Source organism: Chitinophaga silvisoli (assembly GCF_003412465.1).
Classification (GTDB): Bacteria; Bacteroidota; Bacteroidia; order Chitinophagales; family Chitinophagaceae; genus Chitinophaga; species Chitinophaga silvisoli.
In genome coordinates, this window is the sequence record NZ_QTJV01000010.1 from 181,310 (window position 1) to 198,286 (window position 16,977).

Consider the following 16,977-nt stretch of genomic DNA (forward strand, 5'->3'; position numbering starts at 1 on the left):
TTGCCGGCCGAAGGCCCAACAGGTCTAAAACACAAAGGCTTTTACCGAAGGTAAAAGCCTTTGTGTTTTGTTTTTTATGCCAGCAAGGCTTTCGCCTGCGCACTATCTTTATCCATCTGCGCTATCAGCGCCTCTACATTGTCAAACTTCTGATTAGCCCTGATATAACTCACCATCTCGACCTTAATCACCTGGTCATACAAATCTCCCTTAAAATCAAAAATATGTGCCTCCAGCCTCAAATCATTTCCATTGAAAGTAGGACGGGTACCAATACTCATGACCCCATTCAGCGGGCCCACATTTTCCCTGGTATGTACCCGAATTGCATAAATTCCCTGTGCCGGAATCAGTTTCCGCTGGTCCGGTAACTGAATATTAGCCGTCGGATACCCTAATTTCCTCCCCATCTTATCTCCATGTACCACCGTACCTTCCAGAAAATATTGATAACCAAGCAATTCATTTGCCAGGTGCACATTCCCATCCTGCAGGCTCTTCCTGATTTTAGTAGAACTTACTGTCAGGTCATGCACTATCTGCTGCGGAATCTCTATCAGACTAAATCCATAACTCGCCTGCTCTGCTTCCAGCAATTCCAGTCCACCCTCCCGGTTATGACCAAAACGGTGGTCATAGCCAATAATAATTGTATGCGGTTTGAATCTTTCTATCAGGAAATCTTCCAGGTAAGCCTGTGCCGACAGCTCCGAAAACTCAGGGGTAAAGGGCACGATCACCAGGTGATCTATCCCCTGTGCAGACAGTAAAGCGATCTTTTCGTCCAAAGTGGTGAGGAGGCGAACCAGGTTACTACCGGGTTGCAGCACTTCTCTTGGATGAGGGTCAAAGGTGACGATCACCGTCTCACCATCACAGGCAGTGGCAGCCTGTTGTAGTTGTTGAATGATGTGGCGGTGTCCGGTATGAACGCCGTCAAATGTTCCGATGGTAATAACTGCCCGCTTAAATGCCGGCAATTGGGTGAGGTCCCTGTGTATGAGCATAATACGCCTTCGATATAAATATTCTATGCAAATTACAACATTTAGATATAAATGATTGTATGACGGCAGTTCAATTTGATTATTCGGCTTAGGCTACGGCCCTTTCGAAAGTATCATAATTTCTGAATAAGAAACGTATCTGCTACACTACCTGGAAGCGAATGGTTTGCGCGGGAAGGGGGAATCCGTTACTTTTGCACTTTGATTAATCAACTTAAAATTAACCGGTGGATCAGAATATCTACGCCCAGCGCGGTGTTTCAGCTGGAAAAGAAGACGTGCACAATGCGATAAAGCACATTGACAAGGGCCTGTTTCCAAAAGCATTCTGCAAAATTGTTCCCGATATTATCGGCGGTCAGGCAGATTATTGCAATATCATGCATGCCGATGGAGCTGGTACCAAATCTTCTCTGGCTTATACTTACTGGAAAGAAACAGGTGATCTTTCTGTATGGAAAGGTATTGCACAGGATGCTATCATCATGAACATTGATGACCTGCTCTGCGTAGGTGCTACTGAAAATATCCTCCTGTCTTCCACGATTGGACGTAATAAACAACTGATACCCGGCGAAGTGATTGCTGCCATTATCAATGGTACTGAAGAAATTCTTGAAGAACTGAGAGGGCATGGTATCAGCATCTTCTCTACCGGCGGTGAAACCGCGGATGTAGGAGATCTGGTTCGCACCATCATCGTGGATTCTACCGTTACCTGCCGTATGAAGAGAGAGGAAGTAATCTCTAATCATACTATCCAGGCCGGGGATGTGATTGTAGGACTGGCTTCTTATGGTCAGGCTTCTTACGAAACTTCTTACAATGGCGGTATGGGGAGCAATGGTCTCACCTCTGCCCGTCATGATGTATTCAACAAACAGGTGGCGGAAAAGTATCCCGAGAGCTATGATCCGGGCATTCCCTACAACCTTGTTTTCAGCGGTAAAAAAGCACTGACAGATAAAGTAGCCGTACCAGGCTTTGGTAACATCGATGCCGGTAAGCTGGTATTGTCTCCAACCCGTACCTATGCACCGGTGATCAGGAAAGTACTGGAAGGCTATCGTTCCCGGATCCATGGCCTGGTGCATTGCAGTGGTGGTGCGCAAACGAAGGTGTTGCACTTCGTTGACAATGTACATGTGATCAAGGATAACCTGTTCCCGATCCCGCCATTATTCAGTTTGATCCAGGAACAATCCGGCACAGGATGGAAGGAGATGTACCAGGTATTCAATATGGGGCATAGAATGGAACTGTATGTACCAGAGGCAATTGCAGCAGACATCATTAAGATTAGTGAAAGCTTTAAGATCGAAGCGAAGATTGTAGGAAGGGTAGAAGCAGCAGAGAAGAAGCAGGTGACGGTAAGGAGTGAAAAGGGTGAGTTTATTTATCACTAAGCATATAATATTATAAAAGAGAGAGGCTGATCACTGATCAGCCTCTCTCTTTATTTAGAACATCGGATAGACTTTTTTCTTCTTGTTGATATAGTATTCTCTCAGACTAAATTCCACAGGAATATTACATCGGGCAGGTATTCCCTTTCCATTTTCCAAAGCCGGTTTCCAGTTGGGCATAGACCTGACCAGGCGAATGGCCTCCAGCTCCAGGTGCCCGCCCAGCTTTGGACTGATCGTGCTGACATTACTGATAGTACCATCGCCATTGATGGTGAATTGTACGGTGACAACTCCTTCAATGCCTGATTCCAGTGCTTCCTGCGGGTATTGGAAGTTCTTTTTTAAATATTTCACCAAGCCATTGCTACCACCGGGGAATTCAGGTTTGTAGGCAGGATCGCTATAATAGATCGTATTATGTGCTGAATCTTTTGCCGACGGATCTTTGGGTAAAGCAATGGAGCCTGGTTTGCGGGGAGGGCCTGCATCTATCAGGTTGTATTTAATAGGAAGATTGTACTGTACAGATACCTGCTTACCACCTACCAGGCCCGGTTTCCAATCAGGCATGAGATGTACTACCCGGATGCTTTCCCGCTGGAGGGAGGTATCCATATCAGGACTTTTGCTGACAGGGTTGATGATTTTGCCATTTTCATTTATCACAAATTGAATGAACACTGTTCCCGAAGCGCCGTTCTCCTGGGCGGATCGGGGGTAGTGAATGTTTTTGGATAAAAATTTGGCAAGTGCTGTTTCGCCCCCGGGAAATTCAGGCGGCACATCTACTTTGTAATAGATGGTCCCGGTAGTGTCAGTAACAGGGGATTGGGCGAGGCAATCAATTGAAAATGTGCTCAGGTACAGAAATAAATAGGGGATAATGTGTCGCATAATGGCGGCAAACTAATTAAAATATTTATTTCTTTTGCCTGGGGAGGGTAAAGTTCGTTTGTATGGGTATTTTAAAGAAGATTGGAACCGTCCAGCTTTGATCCACCAGTTCCCCCTCTTGCAGACACGGTTTCCATCGCGGCATTTTATTCACTAACCTGATCGCTTCTTTTTCTAATGCAGGATACATTCCAGGTTTGATGATAGCCGGATGAATGATCATTCCCCGGGTATCAACTGTGAATTGAACAAAGACCCTGCCCGCAGGGTTTACCGTCTCATTGTCCAAAGCATAACGACTGTTTCTTTTAAGAAACTGTGCCATCGCTTCACTGCCTCCGGGATACTCCGCTGTAGGTTCTACAGGCAGCATACATGCCACATCCCCGGAAATATCCGCTGCACTGACAGGTGCTGATAAACTAAAATTAACAGGCAGATAAAAATCAACAGCCACCACCTTTTTAAATCGCCTGGCCGGTATCCACTTCGGCATTTTCCTCACTACCCGCAAAGCTTCTTTTTCCAGTAAATACTGATGTCTATATCCGCTGATCACCACTGGTTTTGTCACATTCCCCTGTACGTCTATTGTAAATTTCACCACAACATAGCCTTCTTCTTTTTTTGCTATAGCGGCTTTAGGATACAGTACATTTTTTAGTAAAAATTGTCTCAGCGCGGGCTCTCCACCAGGGAATTCCGGCCTGGGCGCTTCTTCCAGTAAGGGACCCTGAAAGGATAATAATGTAATCAGTAAAAAAGTCAGCATTTAAATCTCCAATTGGTACCTGATAGGCAGGTTAAACATCACGTTTACTTTCTTCCCGCCCTGCGATCCTGCGTCCCATTTGGGCATTGTCTTCACTACTCTAATACTCTCCTCCTCCAATCCGTGTCCCAGCTTATTACCAACCGTCTTCACATCCCGTATACCGCCATCTGCTCCAACTATGAACTGCACAAACACGGTTCCTCCTACACCATCACGCTGCGCATCCTTCGGATAATGAATGTTTTGCGACAGGTATTTCACTAAGGCCTCTTCTCCGCCTACATACATCGGGGGCTTCTCTACAAATGTAAAGACCTCATCCATGGCAGCAGGATTTGTCACTGCCATGGTAGGCCGCTGACTCCCCATCATCAGCAATAGAACAATAGCTATAGGGATAATGAAAGTCTTCTTTATAAATGTGTAATGCGTTTTCCTGGCCAGGAGCATCGTAATCCTTCTCTTCACCGGCGATTGCCCGAAGGTGCTTACACCTGCGATGGACTGTGTCTGCAATGTCATCTGCAATAATACCTTTGCATAATCTGCCTGCCTGTCCGATGCAGCTGCTTTATCTGCAATGAACTCATGCACCATGGCCAGTTCCCTCTTCATCAAATAAAAGAAAGGATTCAGCCAGCATGCAGCACACAGTATCTCCATCCAGAGTTTATCCATGGTATGATAGCCCTGCACATGCGCCAGCTCATGCCGCAATACTGTTTCATCAGGTGTGTTATTAAAGAAGATCTTACTGAAGAAGGAAAAAGGGGATACTACCTCTTGATGCCGGATGATGGTAAATCCTGCATCTTCCTGCACCTCGCCCTGTGCAGCTAATAATTTCAGTTTCCGCCAGCTCAGTACCATACGCACCCAGAGCACTAAAACCACTCCTATATATAAGGTATATAATAAAGGAATTACATCGAAAGGAGCTCCCGCCTGCGCAGTGGAAGAACCGGCGTAGGCCCTGACCTCCAGCATCTTCATGACCATTCCCTGTTGTACAAAGGGAAACTGTATCAGTGGCAATACCAAGGAGCATACAGGTGCCAGCAACAGGAAGACCCTGTTCCATAAATGCATTGTACTGTTTTTCAGTGCCAATGCATAATAGCCATACAACACGCCTGAGCAGATCAATACCTTAACGATATACGGAAGCAGCATCATTTGTTTTCAGCTTTTTTGATTTGTTCCAGCAGAGACTCCAGTTCTAAGATGCTGAGATCATTTTTTTTCACAAAAAAAGACACCATATTTTTAAAAGAACCTGCAAAATAGCCTTTGGCTACCTGCTGGAGCGTATTCTGACTATACTCTTCCTTGGTGATTAATGGAAAGTACTGATGAGATTTCCCATAAGCCTTAAAATCTACAAAGCCTTTATCAATCAGGATTTTCACCAGGGTGCTGATAGTATTATAATGCGGTTTTGGCTCCGGAAGGGTTTCAATAATGTCTTTTACAAAGGCTGGTCCTATCTGCCACAGGGCCTGCATAATCTGCTCTTCTGCTTTCGTCAATGTTTTTATCCCCGACATGTCTCTTAATTTATAATGTAAACTAACAAATTAGTTCTAACAATCTAGCATGGATTTAGCTATTTTTGTTATACTAAACCCATTTTCAAAAGTACATGAGCGCAGAACAACCGATTATACAGTTATCAAACGTTAATATTTACCAGGGGAATTCCCTGATCCTGTCAGATGTAAATATTACGGTGAACAGGGGTGAATTTGTATACCTGATAGGAAAGACGGGGACAGGGAAGTCCAGCCTGCTGAAAACCCTGTACGGGGATCTGGCGCTGAAAGAGGGAGCTGGTCAGGTAGTAGGATTTGACCTGAAAAAGATGGACTGGAAAAAGGTACCTTACCTGCGTCGTAACCTGGGGGTGGTATTCCAGGATTTCCAGCTGCTGACAGACAGGAATGTGCATGACAACCTGAAATTTGTGTTGCGTGCTATTGGCTGGGAAGACAATAAGAAGATGGAAGAAAAGATTAATGATGTGCTGGAAAAGGTGGGTTTGACCACCAAAGGGTTCAAAATGCCCTATGAACTGAGTGGAGGGGAGCAGCAACGTGTGGATATTGCCCGTGCCATGCTGAACTCGCCTAAGCTGATTCTGGCAGATGAGCCTACCGGGAACCTGGATCCTGAGACTTCCGACGGCATTATGCAACTTTTATTCCGCATCAGCAGGGAAGAAGGGGCAGCAGTAGTAATGGCTACGCATGACTATATATTATTACAGAAATTTCCGTCAAGAGTGCTGAGAACCGAGAATGGACGGGTATCAGACCATGCCACCGTCAACTTTGTATAAACCAAACAGCTTACAATCCGGGTGCAGGAATTCCAGGCCGGAAGGGCAACGATGCTCGTCCGGTGGGAATATTTTTCCTTATTATGGTTAATTAATAATTTTATTTTACCTTTGCCCCGGAAAAATAGCGACTAATAACCTTTATCATTTTATTATTTATTACAAGATGTCTTACTTAACTGTTGAAAAGAAAGCCAATATTTTTAAAGAATTTGGTGGAAGCGAGAAAAATACCGGCTCTGTAGAAGCACAAGTTGCACTGCTGACTGAGCGTATCAACAGCATTTCCAGTCACCTGAAAGAAAACAAAAAAGACTTTTCTACACACCGCGGTTTGATGAAAATGGTTGGTCAAAGAAAGCGTTTACTTTCTTACCTGTCTAAAACAAACCTCACAGGCTACCGCGCTCTGATTGAGAAGTTAGGTCTCAGAAAATAACTGAAACTTTTTTATAGCGCTATTCCCAACTTTTAAGGTTGGGAATAGTTTTTTTTTAGGTATACCATTTTAATCTTCACTTTTTTATGAATCTGACACCTAAATCAGTTAATTTCGATATAGGAGATGGCCGGATTGTCACCCTCGAGACTGGAAAGTTAGCCCGCCAGGCTGATGGTGCAGTAACGGTTCGTCTGGGAAATAATATTCTCCTGGCTACCGTCGTTGCCAATAAAGAACCCAAACCCGGACAATCTTTCTTCCCCCTCACTGTTGATTACCAGGAAAAATTTGCTTCTGCGGGTCGTATCCCAGGTTCCTTCTTCAAGCGCGAAGGAAAATTATCCGACTACGAAGTTTTAATATCACGTTTGATCGACCGCGCACTGCGCCCCTTATTCCCTGACGATTATTTCTGCGAAGTACAGGTATTAGTAACCCTGATTTCTTCTGACACTGAAGTAATGCCTGATGCACTGGCTTGTCTGGCTGCATCTGCTGCACTCGCAGTATCTGATGTACCTATCCAGGAAATTATTTCTGAAGTACGCGTTGCCCGCATTGACGGTCAATTAGTTATAAATCCAAACCGCTCCCAGCTGGAAAAAGCTGACATGGACTTCATCATCGGTGCTACTGACAAGAACATCATGATGGTGGAAGGTGAAAGCAAGGAGTGCAGCGAGGAAGATATTATTAAAGCAATCGAGTTCGCTCACGAAGCTATCCGTGTACAGGTGAAAGCGCAGCATGAACTGGCTGCTCTGGCAGGTGTAAGCGGAAAACGTGAATATCCTAAGCCTTATGAAAATGAGGAACTGAAAGCGAAAATCATTGCGTTTGCCAAAGAAAAGATCCTGGCAGTAGCTAAATCCGGTTCCGGCAAACACGAACGTAGCGATGCATTCCATGCTATCGAAGACGAAGTGAAAGAATCTCTGGGCGAACTGCCTGAAGAAGATGCTCCACTGGTTGGCAGGTATTTTCATGACCTCGAAAAAGAAGTGGTTCGTAACATGATCCTGGACGAAAGCGTTCGTCTGGATGGCCGTAGCCTCGATCAGGTTCGCCCGCTGAATATGGAAATTGATATCCTGCCTTCTCCTCACGGTTCCGCCCTGTTTACCCGTGGTGAAACACAGTCCCTGACTACTGTTACCCTCGGTACTCCTGATGATGAACTGCTGATCGAAAGCGCTGCAAACTCCAAGTATTCTAAATTTATCCTCCATTATAACTTCCCTCCGTTCTCTACAGGTGAAGTAAAGCCAATGCGTGGACCTGGCCGTCGTGAAGTAGGTCATGGTAACCTGGCGATGCGTTCCCTGAAGCAGATGATGCCAGGTAGTGAGTATGCTTACACTGTACGTGTAGTATCCGATATCCTGGAATCTAACGGTTCTTCTTCTATGGCGACTGTTTGTGCTGGTTCCCTGGCGCTGATGGACGCGGGTGTGCCTTTGCCTAAACACGTTTCCGGTGTGGCAATGGGTCTGATCTCCCGCGCTACCGATGGCAAGTGGGCTGTACTCACAGACATCCTCGGAGATGAAGATCACCTGGGTGATATGGACTTTAAAGTAACCGGTACCCGCGATGGGATCTGTGGTATCCAGATGGATATCAAAGTAGACGGTCTGAGCATGGACGTAATGCGTAAAGCATTGGAACAGGCTCGTAAAGGTCGTCTGCACATCATCGATGCCATGTACGGTTGTATCGAAACTGCCCGTCCTGAGCCTAAACCACACGCTCCTCGTATGGAGAAACTGATCATCGACCGCGAATTCATCGGTGCTGTGATCGGACCAGGTGGTAAGGTAATTCAGGAGATCCAGCGCGAAACCGGTACTACCATCAACATCGAAGAAGTTGGTGAAACCGGCGAAGTGAGCATCTTCTCTGCACAGAAGGAAGGTCTGGACAAAGCACTCACATGGATCAAGGGTATCGTTGCGGTGCCTGAAATCGGTGAAGTGTACGAGTCTACTGTAAAATCAGTAATGCCTTACGGTGCTTTCGTTGAATTCCTGCCTGGTAAACAAGGCTTGCTGCATATCTCCGAAGTTTCCTGGAAACGTCTGGAAAATATGGATGGCGTGCTGACCGAAGGCGAGAAAGTGAAAGTGAAACTGGTAGGTACCGATCCTAAGACCGGTAAATTCAAGCTGAGCCGTCGTATCCTGATGCCAAAACCAGAAGGTTATGTAGAAAGACCTGAAGGGGAGCGTCCTGAGCGTGGCGACAGAGGCGATAGAGGTGACCGTGGCGATCGTCGTGATGGCGGTGATCGTGGTGGCAGAGGTGGCGACCGTGGTGGTTTCCGCAATGATCGCGGTGGCGATCGTGGTGGCAACAGAGGCGGTGACCGTGGTGATCGTCGTGATGGCGGTGATCGTGGCCCACGCCCACAGCAACAACCTCCAATGTCCAGCCAGGCCGATGAGCCAATGGAACCAATGTTTGACGAATAGTTTATATTCTTCTATAAATGAAAAGGTGTATCAGATTACTGATACACCTTTTTTTATGCTTATCCCTTCCCATTGACCGCTCCTAACATTTATATCCCACTATCAGATATTCTGATATAATTTCATAACAGATTGAATTTTATTATGAAGATTCCACAAATGCTGAAAAACACCCGCTATTTCTTAAACGGAAACCATTTGATTGCTCTTTGCCTGTTCTTTTTCCTCCTGCCCCGGATGACACAGGCACATCCTGTACCACCAAAAAAGGAATACTATAGTTTGCTGGTATATCATCTGAAAGATAAAGGGCAGGAGGCCAGACTGGATACTTATTGCCAGCAGGCATTAATCCCTTTTCTTCATAAACAGGGATTTGGTAAAATAGGGGTGTTTAAGCCTGTCACAAACGATACTACCGTTTATATACTCATACCTTCATCCAACCTTGAAAAGCTGCTGAAATGGCCTGAAAATGCTTTGAAAGACCCAGCTTATCTGCAAAGCGGAAAGGACTATGTAGAAACAGCCTGGGATCATCCCATTTACAGCAGAATGGAAACCATCATCCTGGAAGCATTTCCCGAAATGCCAAGGATGGAAGTACCCCATGTAAAAGATACGGGAGCGATCTATGAATTACGCAGTTACGAAGGGCCTACAGAGCGTTTGTACCAGAATAAGGTAGAAATGTTTAACAAAGGCAATGAAGTAGGTATATTCAGGCGCCTTGGCTTCAATGCCGTGTTTTATGCCAGCGTGGTGAGTGGCAGCAAAATGCCGAACCTGATGTATATGACCAGTTTTGTAAGCAGGGCAGAAAGAGAAGCCCACTGGAAAGCATTCGGTGCCGATGCAGACTGGAAGAAGCTGATAGGCGATAGCTATTATGCCCACAATGTCTCCCACCAGGATATCATCCTGTGCCATGCCGCATCTTACTCAGAATACTAAAATGAAATGGCACCCCGAAAGGTGCCATTTTACAGCAAGCATGAATATTAGATGATGGGTTAGCTTTTGGACAGCTGCTCCAGGTAGAAATTACTTTCTCTGAAGATGATCTTGCCGTTTGGCAATTTGTAAATCTTATACTCTCCTCCACCAATATATTCGTAGAAGATACTGTACTGAGGTACGCGTACTTTCGTCGCATTTTCAACTACAGCCAGTCTGCCATCCACGAGCAGCTGAGACATCATGTCCTCAATATAAGGTAACAGAATGCCTTCGCCCTGTGTCCAGAATAACGTGAATTTATCGGTGTTAAAGTTGTACTCCGTATGGGTCGAATCGTCCAGCCATGCTTTGGCCGCTTTAAAGTGGTTTTCCACTTCCTGGTTTGTCAGGTGCGCAAACTGGATGTTACGGAAGCTTTTCGGGTCATAGCAATTGTTGAATAAAACGGTATCGAGCGCTTTAAAATAGTTCACCAGGTCCACTTTGTTGATGACTATCGTGGTGATTTTGTTAGTATAGGTAACTGAATCCACCATGGTATCATCATGGAACAACTTCACAACATCTTGTGCCTGGGTCATGAGGGAAAGAAAGAGAGCAACAATAGCAAGTAAACAGGTCTTCATAGGATACAAATTTTATATTAACTATAATGCAAATATAAAATTAACATATTATGTGTTATATAGCTGTAAACAGGGATATTTTACCATTAACATTACAATAACATGAAAATGAGGGCTTAAGGTATTGCCGTCATATATAAAACCTGCTGATTTTATTAAATTTGCTGTATGACACATACAGCTATTACCCTTACCTGTACCGATGAAATAAAAGATATTCTTATAGCTGAGTTATCTGAAAAAGGGTTCGACGGGTTTGAAGAACAAGGGGCTACACTGGTAGCATATATACCGGAAACGAATTTTGATGAGGCAGCCGTAAATGCCCTGACGGGGCAATATGGTGTAACCTACACCCGCGATACGGTAGAACAGCAGAACTGGAATGCAGTATGGGAAAGTAATTTCCAACCTGTACTGGTAGACACCTTCTGCGGTATCAGGGCCTCCTTCCATGAGCCATTTAATCCTGCTCCACTCCACGAAATCGTAATCACACCTAAAATGTCTTTCGGCACCGGTCACCATGCCACCACTGCGTCTATGATCAGGCTGATGCAGGGTATAGAGTTCCGCGGAAAGAAAGTATTTGACTTTGGTACGGGAACCGGGATTCTGGCTATCCTTGCTGCCAAAATGGGGGCTGCCGTGATCGATGCCATCGACATCGATACCTGGTCCGTAGAAAACACAAAAGAAAACATAGGGAACAATGGCGCACTCGCTGTGAAAGTATGGCAATCAGATACACTTAAAAATATCCGGAACACTTACCATATCGTGTTAGCTAATATCAACCGTAATATCCTCCTGGAATTTATGGCGGATATGCGCCGGTTACTGGAAAGAGACGGTATTTTGTTGCTCAGCGGCATTCTGAAAGAAGATGAACCTGCTATCTTAGAAGCTGCCAGACAGAATGGTTTGGTACTTGAAACCGCACTAGATAAAGATAATTGGCTGGCAATGAAATTATTAGCCAGGAAATAGCTAATATGTTATAACATGCTTATATAATAAGGCTTGATAATCCAATGTTCGTGTTAATGTTAATTTTAATATTTTCTTAACTTTAACGGACTTTAACAACGAAAAATACTATCTTAGCAAAACCTAACTTATTGTATGACAGAATTATTGTTGCTTTTTTGTGCTTATCTGATCGGGTCCATACCTACTGCGGTATGGGTGAGTAAAGGCGTATTTGGTATGGACATCCGGGAATATGGCAGCGGTAATGCCGGTGCGACTAATACTTTCCGCGTTCTGGGCCCAAAAGCCGGATCATTCGTGATGTTGGTCGATATGATCAAAGGAGTAATGGCAGTACGTCTGGCGTACCTGGTAGGTTACTATCAGAATCCTGATCACCTGACACAGCTGGTAAACCTCCAGATCGGTCTGGGGCTTGCAGCCGTAGTAGGGCATATCTTCCCTATCTGGGCTGGTTTCCGTGGTGGTAAAGGTATCGCCACCCTGTTTGGTCTGGTACTGGCTATTCAGCCACTGGTAGCTATCTGCTGCGTGGGTGTGTTCCTGTTGATCCTGTTCCTTACCAGGTATGTATCATTGAGTTCTATTATCGCAAGTATAGCATTCCCGATCCTGATCCTGTTCATTTTCAATGAACCTGAGAAGTTCTATCGGATCTTTGCAATCGCTGTAGCACTGATGGTGGTATTAACCCACCAGAAAAACATCTTCCGTTTACTGAACGGTAACGAAAGTAAAGTGCCTTTGTTCAGGCACAGAGACAGGAAGTAATCCTGTTCTTTCTGGCATATCTCTTGCACTGTATCACGAATTATTTACCTTACTTATATTTGATCATGATTATTGCGACATTCGTAATAGTCATGATCAAATCCGTTTATATACTGTAGCATTCAAAGGGGCGCCCCCCGTAAAATTCAAATTTGTATCAGATGCAAAAAAAATTCCTGTTTCTTGGAGCAAGTGTAGCAATGATGATGAGCTGTGCGAAAGTACCTATCACTGGTCGCAGGCAAATAAACCTGATTCCTGAAAGCACCATGCAGTCCATGGCACTCACGGAGTATAAGACTTTCCTGACAGAGAACAAAACTGTTACTGCTGCCGGCAACAAAGATGCTGACATGGTTAAGAGAGTCGGTGCACGCATCAGTGCCGCCGTAACACAATACATGACCCAGAATAACATGGGGAATGAAGTGGCGAATTATAAATGGGAATTCAACCTGGTAGATAATAAAGAGGTGAATGCATGGTGTATGCCGGGTGGTAAAGTAGTAGTGTATACAGGCCTGCTGCCGGTAACACAGAACGAGACCTCACTGGCATGTGTAATGGGACATGAAATAGCCCACGCGATCGCAAGACATGGTAATGAGCGTATGAGCCAGCAGCTGGTATCACAGGGTATTGAAATCGCTGGTTCTGTGGCCTTGAACAGGAACCCACAGGCACAAAATATCTTCCTGCAGTCTTTTGGTGTAGGCGGTAATTTAGGATTGCTGGCCTTTTCAAGACAGAATGAGCTGGAAGCAGATCACCTGGGCGTGATTTTTATGGCCATGGCAGGATATAATCCGCAGGAAGCGATTCCTTTCTGGCAGAGAATGGCCTCTGCAAGTGCAGGTGCCAGCAAGCCAATGGAGCTGATGAGTACTCACCCGAGTGATGAGCGTAGAATTGCGCAGTTGCAGAGTTTGATGCCCGAGGCAATGAAGTATTACAAACCAATAAAGTAATTGAAAAGGGGCCGCTGTCAGCGGCCCCTTTTTTATGCATTTATCTCAATTATCTTCTTATTCTTCTGCGCCTTCATCTTCTCCGGCACATGTGCCAGGATCTCCTTCTTAAACGCAGCAATCAGCGCCTGTTTTACAAAGAACCGGTGTGTCACCAGGCTAATCTCCCTCACCGGCTCAGGCGATTTAAAAAATCGCACCATATTCATCTGCCTTGCAGACAAATCCTGCAATGACAACTCCGGCAGAATAGTATACCCCGCATTCAGATCCACCATCCTCTTCAGGGTCTCCACACTTCCCGTATTATACTCCAGGTTCTTATATTCTCCCATCGTAAACTTATCCCTGCAAATATTCAGTACCTGGTTGCGCATGCAATGCCCTTCATTCAGTAACCATACTTCACGTACATCAATATCCTCCGGCTTTACAATCTTCTTCTCAAACAGGGGATTCGTCTTCGCAGCATATACCACGAAAGATTCATAAAACAAAGGTTGCTCCTCCAGGTTAGGGTTCTCCAGCGGTGTCGCCAGCAAGCCACAATCCAGTTGCTCCAGCTTTAACTGCTGTACAATCTGCTCTGTAGGATACTCCCAGATCTCCAGTTTTACCTTTGGATATTTCTTCATGAACCCTGTCAGAATACGGGGCAGGAGGTAAGGGGCCAGGGTAGGGATAATGCCTACACGAAGATTGCCCTGTACTTCTTTTTTATGCCCGGATACTATCTCTTTGATTCGGCTGTTTTCTTTCAGTATAATGCGGGATTGCTCTACGATTTCTACACCTATCTCGGTAGGTACCACCGGAAGCTTACTTCTGTCAAATATTTTCACTCCTAATTCATCCTCCAGCTTCTGGATCTGCATACTCAGCGTAGGCTGCGTAACAAAGCATTTCTCGGCGGCGACGACAAAACTGCGGTAGGTGTCTACAGCAACGATATATTCAAGTTGAACGGTAGTCATAAGCAAAAGTAACCATAAAAAAACTCCCCGAAAATTATTGCTCATAATTCCCGGGGAGTGGTCAGCATAATACCATGCTTAATTTAGAATATTCTATAGCGGTATTTAATCTTGTCAGTGTTGTTATACAGCTCCTTGATGTTGATAGAAGCCTGGATTTCTTTCACAGCTTCATCCTTCAGGTTGCGGAACTCAGATTGCTTTGCATCGATGGTTGACTTATCTGCCAGACCATTATCCTGTGCAATCTTCAGCGCGCTTGCTACTTTACCATAGTAAGAATCCAGCAGTGTAAAGTATTCATTGTACAGGTTCTCAAAGCGTTTTGTCTGCATTACCAGGTCTTCCAGCTGGTTGTTCACCTCTTTCAGATTTGGATTCTCACGCAGCAGTGCTTCGTAATCTACTTTCTTGCCTTTGGTATACTTATTTTCCAGGTCATCGAAGAACAATACTACTTTCTCTTTTTTGAAGTCAAAGAAGAAGTCGTTCAGCGTTTCACCGAGTGATTTGTTACCACGTTGTGGCAGGTTAAATTTCAGTGCACTGGCAGTGAACATAATATGATCATACAGGTTGTCATGCAGCAGGTTGAGCTGATCTTTATTGAAGTTCAGACCATATTCAAACTTGTTGTTCGCATCGTTCAGCGCAGTATAGTATACAACATACTTGTTCAGTTCTTTTTCAAAATCTTTCAGCGTTTGCTGATTGATTTCTTTATTGTTGATGCTCACACTGTGCAGGAAGTTCATCACGGAGTTTGCAATCGCCAAAGGAGGAGTCAGTGAAGTAAAGCTCTGGAAGATAGGGCTAGCGATGATAGACTTGGTCGATTCTACGATCTTGTTACTCTTATCATCATTTTTGTCTTTCTTACCTTTCAGTACTACTTTCTCTACCAGTTCTACGATACGGTCACTCAGTGAGAACCCCAGTTCTTTACTCTCAGGGTTGTTCAGTGAAGTGATGAATACATCGAGATTATTGGTGGTCGTACGTGACTTCAGGTCAATAATTTTCTTGTTCAGCAGGTAGTAGGTTTCGCTGGCATATACAATGTTGTTTCTGATCAGCTGGTACTTTGTGATGTTATCAATTTCCCTGCCTTGCAATAATCCCTGTATGGCGCTTGAATTACTCTGATCGCTTGCCTGGATCTTCTGTAATTCTTCCATAATTCTGCGAATGGTAGTATCCTGGGTCCTAACCTGTGGCATCACCACATTTTTTAATTCAGCGTTAGGATCCGTCGGTTGTTGAGGCTTAGGTTCCTGTGCCAGGGCAATTTGAGTGCCGGCAAGACAGATCAATAATAGTGTCAGATATCTCATAGAATTAAAATGCATGATATTGGCCTGATTTGATTTGCAAATTGTTCACTGTCAGGTACAATCTCCTCCTAAGGTTATAAATCAATAACCAGCAGTTGAGACCTGTAAGTGAATTAGCATGCTATTAATAGCATTTTGGAACTATATCAACCTAATTGTTAAGAAAATATGGTGCCAAAATACAATTTGGCACAAAGATAACAATTTATACTAAGTTGAAATTGCCAGTCTTTCAACTACTTTATTACCTTTGCCCCGAAATTATCCACTTTCATGCTGAATAATAAAAAGATAGTGGTGGTATTACCTGCCTACAACGCTGCATTAACACTGGAAAAAACCTACCACGAAATACCATTTGATATAGTGGATGACGTGGTACTGGTGGATGATGCCAGTAAAGACGAGACCGTTGCTGTCGGAAACGCCCTCGGTATCCGCCATATTATTCGCCATGATAACAACAAAGGGTATGGTGGAAACCAGAAATCATGTTACAATAAAGCCCTGGAATTAGGCGCAGATATTGTAATCATGTTACATCCTGATTACCAGTATACACCAAAGCTGATTACGGCCATGAGTTCGATCATTGCCAATGGTGTTTACCCGGTAGTACTCGGATCCAGGATCCTGGGCAAAGGTGCCTTAAAGGGTGGTATGCCGCTCTATAAGTATTTCTTTAACCGCTTCCTGACCCTGTTCCAGAACCTGCTCATGAACGAAAAACTGAGTGAATACCACACCGGTTATCGTGCATTTTCAGCAACAGTACTCAATGATATCAATTATATGGTTGACAACGACGATTTTATCTTCGATAACGAGATGTTGTCCCAGATCTTTATGAAAGGATACGAAATAGGGGAGATAACCTGTCCTACCAAGTACTTTGATGAAGCTTCCAGTATTAACTTTAAAAGAAGTGCGATCTACGGATTAGGGGTTTTGCGCGTATCATTGCAACACCGCCTGCATAAAGCAGGGCTGATCCGGGCGAAAATTTATTAATCTG

General features: G+C 44.5%; 17 protein-coding genes. 9 read left to right on the forward strand and 8 right to left on the reverse strand.

What is annotated here, in order from left to right; genetic code table 11:
- Positions 1-74: 74 nt before the first annotated feature.
- Positions 75-1,007 carry a bifunctional riboflavin kinase/FAD synthetase gene (locus DXN04_RS25065; protein ID WP_116856153.1) on the reverse strand — a complete coding sequence of 311 codons (933 nt, stop codon included), beginning with the start codon at positions 1,005-1,007 and terminating at the stop codon, positions 75-77.
- Between the two features lie 227 nt (positions 1,008-1,234).
- On the opposite strand from DXN04_RS25065, the gene DXN04_RS25070 reads away from it, so the two are divergent.
- Entirely contained in the window at positions 1,235-2,413 is a 1,179-nt protein-coding gene (locus DXN04_RS25070; protein WP_116856154.1) for an AIR synthase related protein, read from the forward strand.
- Between the two features lie 54 nt (positions 2,414-2,467).
- Here DXN04_RS25070 and DXN04_RS25075 read toward each other — a convergent pair whose 3' ends face one another.
- The 4 genes from DXN04_RS25075 to DXN04_RS25090 are packed head-to-tail and all read right to left on the reverse strand — an operon-like array spanning position 2,468 to position 5,632.
- Positions 2,468-3,310: an energy transducer TonB gene (locus DXN04_RS25075; protein ID WP_116856155.1), complete on the reverse strand. Its 843-nt coding sequence runs from the start codon at positions 3,308-3,310 to the stop codon at positions 2,468-2,470.
- Between the two features lie 25 nt (positions 3,311-3,335).
- Positions 3,336-4,082: an energy transducer TonB gene (locus tag DXN04_RS25080; protein ID WP_116856156.1), complete on the reverse strand. Its 747-nt coding sequence runs from the start codon at positions 4,080-4,082 to the stop codon at positions 3,336-3,338.
- Entirely contained in the window at positions 4,083-5,261 is a 1,179-nt protein-coding gene (locus DXN04_RS25085; RefSeq protein WP_116856157.1) for a M56 family metallopeptidase, read from the reverse strand.
- Complete coding sequence (locus DXN04_RS25090; RefSeq protein WP_116856158.1) at positions 5,258-5,632, reverse strand: BlaI/MecI/CopY family transcriptional regulator; 375 nt, start codon at positions 5,630-5,632, stop codon at positions 5,258-5,260. Before DXN04_RS25090 ends, DXN04_RS25085 begins: the two co-directional genes overlap by 4 nt.
- A 95-nt stretch (positions 5,633-5,727) precedes the next feature.
- Between DXN04_RS25090 and DXN04_RS25095 the strand changes: the two genes are divergently transcribed.
- The 4 genes from DXN04_RS25095 to DXN04_RS25110 all read left to right on the forward strand — a co-directional run bounded on the left by DXN04_RS25095 (position 5,728) and on the right by DXN04_RS25110 (position 10,290).
- The gene (locus DXN04_RS25095; RefSeq protein ID WP_116856159.1) at positions 5,728-6,423 is read left to right on the forward strand and encodes a cell division ATP-binding protein FtsE; all 696 of its coding nucleotides are present in this window, start codon (positions 5,728-5,730) and stop codon (positions 6,421-6,423) included.
- Between the two features lie 166 nt (positions 6,424-6,589).
- Entirely contained in the window at positions 6,590-6,862 is a 273-nt protein-coding gene (rpsO, locus tag DXN04_RS25100; RefSeq protein WP_072361215.1) for a 30S ribosomal protein S15, read from the forward strand.
- A gap of 86 nt (positions 6,863-6,948) precedes the next feature.
- The gene (locus DXN04_RS25105) at positions 6,949-9,336 is read left to right on the forward strand and encodes a polyribonucleotide nucleotidyltransferase (protein ID WP_116856160.1); all 2,388 of its coding nucleotides are present in this window, start codon (positions 6,949-6,951) and stop codon (positions 9,334-9,336) included.
- Between the two features lie 144 nt (positions 9,337-9,480).
- Entirely contained in the window at positions 9,481-10,290 is an 810-nt protein-coding gene (locus DXN04_RS25110; RefSeq protein WP_233525682.1) for an NIPSNAP family protein, read from the forward strand.
- Positions 10,291-10,349: 59 nt separating this feature from the next.
- Here DXN04_RS25110 and DXN04_RS25115 read toward each other — a convergent pair whose 3' ends face one another.
- Entirely contained in the window at positions 10,350-10,922 is a 573-nt protein-coding gene (locus DXN04_RS25115) for a hypothetical protein (protein ID WP_147320058.1), read from the reverse strand.
- Positions 10,923-11,090: 168 nt separating this feature from the next.
- On the opposite strand from DXN04_RS25115, the gene prmA reads away from it, so the two are divergent.
- The 3 genes from prmA to DXN04_RS25130 all read left to right on the forward strand — a co-directional run bounded on the left by prmA (position 11,091) and on the right by DXN04_RS25130 (position 13,654).
- On the forward strand, positions 11,091-11,912 hold the full coding sequence (gene prmA / locus DXN04_RS25120) for a 50S ribosomal protein L11 methyltransferase (protein ID WP_116856162.1): 822 nt from the start codon (positions 11,091-11,093) through the stop codon (positions 11,910-11,912).
- Positions 11,913-12,047: 135 nt separating this feature from the next.
- Entirely contained in the window at positions 12,048-12,686 is a 639-nt protein-coding gene (gene plsY / locus DXN04_RS25125; RefSeq protein WP_116856163.1) for a glycerol-3-phosphate 1-O-acyltransferase PlsY, read from the forward strand.
- Between the two features lie 161 nt (positions 12,687-12,847).
- Complete coding sequence (locus DXN04_RS25130; RefSeq protein ID WP_116856164.1) at positions 12,848-13,654, forward strand: M48 family metallopeptidase; 807 nt, start codon at positions 12,848-12,850, stop codon at positions 13,652-13,654.
- A 32-nt stretch (positions 13,655-13,686) separates the two neighbouring features.
- Here the strand turns inward: DXN04_RS25130 and DXN04_RS25135 are convergent, their stop codons facing one another.
- On the reverse strand, positions 13,687-14,628 hold the full coding sequence (locus tag DXN04_RS25135) for a hydrogen peroxide-inducible genes activator (protein ID WP_116856165.1): 942 nt from the start codon (positions 14,626-14,628) through the stop codon (positions 13,687-13,689).
- Between the two features lie 83 nt (positions 14,629-14,711).
- A complete protein-coding gene (locus DXN04_RS25140) occupies positions 14,712-15,962 on the reverse strand; it encodes a hypothetical protein (protein ID WP_147320059.1) in 1,251 nt (416 codons plus the stop codon).
- A gap of 273 nt (positions 15,963-16,235) precedes the next feature.
- On the opposite strand from DXN04_RS25140, the gene DXN04_RS25145 reads away from it, so the two are divergent.
- A complete protein-coding gene (locus DXN04_RS25145) occupies positions 16,236-16,973 on the forward strand; it encodes a glycosyltransferase family 2 protein (RefSeq protein ID WP_116856167.1) in 738 nt (245 codons plus the stop codon).
- The last annotated feature ends 4 nt before the right edge of the window (positions 16,974-16,977 follow it).

What these genes read in the sequence shown, in the direction of transcription:
- DXN04_RS25065 (WP_116856153.1), bottom strand. Translation starts at nt 1,007, where the DNA reads ATGCTCATACACAGGGACCTCACCCAATTGCCGGCATTTAAGCGGGCA.
- DXN04_RS25075 (WP_116856155.1), bottom strand. Translation starts at nt 3,310, where the DNA reads ATGCGACACATTATCCCCTATTTATTTCTGTACCTGAGCACATTTTCA.
- DXN04_RS25080 (WP_116856156.1), bottom strand. Translation starts at nt 4,082, where the DNA reads ATGCTGACTTTTTTACTGATTACATTATTATCCTTTCAGGGTCCCTTA.
- DXN04_RS25085 (WP_116856157.1), bottom strand. Translation starts at nt 5,261, where the DNA reads ATGATGCTGCTTCCGTATATCGTTAAGGTATTGATCTGCTCAGGCGTG.
- DXN04_RS25090 (WP_116856158.1), bottom strand. Translation starts at nt 5,632, where the DNA reads ATGTCGGGGATAAAAACATTGACGAAAGCAGAAGAGCAGATTATGCAG.
- DXN04_RS25095 (WP_116856159.1), top strand. Translation starts at nt 5,728, where the DNA reads ATGAGCGCAGAACAACCGATTATACAGTTATCAAACGTTAATATTTAC.
- rpsO (WP_072361215.1), top strand. Translation starts at nt 6,590, where the DNA reads ATGTCTTACTTAACTGTTGAAAAGAAAGCCAATATTTTTAAAGAATTT.
- DXN04_RS25105 (WP_116856160.1), top strand. Translation starts at nt 6,949, where the DNA reads ATGAATCTGACACCTAAATCAGTTAATTTCGATATAGGAGATGGCCGG.
- DXN04_RS25110 (WP_233525682.1), top strand. Translation starts at nt 9,481, where the DNA reads ATGAAGATTCCACAAATGCTGAAAAACACCCGCTATTTCTTAAACGGA.
- DXN04_RS25115 (WP_147320058.1), bottom strand. Translation starts at nt 10,922, where the DNA reads ATGAAGACCTGTTTACTTGCTATTGTTGCTCTCTTTCTTTCCCTCATG.
- prmA (WP_116856162.1), top strand. Translation starts at nt 11,091, where the DNA reads ATGACACATACAGCTATTACCCTTACCTGTACCGATGAAATAAAAGAT.
- plsY (WP_116856163.1), top strand. Translation starts at nt 12,048, where the DNA reads ATGACAGAATTATTGTTGCTTTTTTGTGCTTATCTGATCGGGTCCATA.
- DXN04_RS25130 (WP_116856164.1), top strand. Translation starts at nt 12,848, where the DNA reads ATGCAAAAAAAATTCCTGTTTCTTGGAGCAAGTGTAGCAATGATGATG.
- DXN04_RS25135 (WP_116856165.1), bottom strand. Translation starts at nt 14,628, where the DNA reads ATGACTACCGTTCAACTTGAATATATCGTTGCTGTAGACACCTACCGC.
- DXN04_RS25140 (WP_147320059.1), bottom strand. Translation starts at nt 15,962, where the DNA reads ATGAGATATCTGACACTATTATTGATCTGTCTTGCCGGCACTCAAATT.
- DXN04_RS25145 (WP_116856167.1), top strand. Translation starts at nt 16,236, where the DNA reads ATGCTGAATAATAAAAAGATAGTGGTGGTATTACCTGCCTACAACGCT.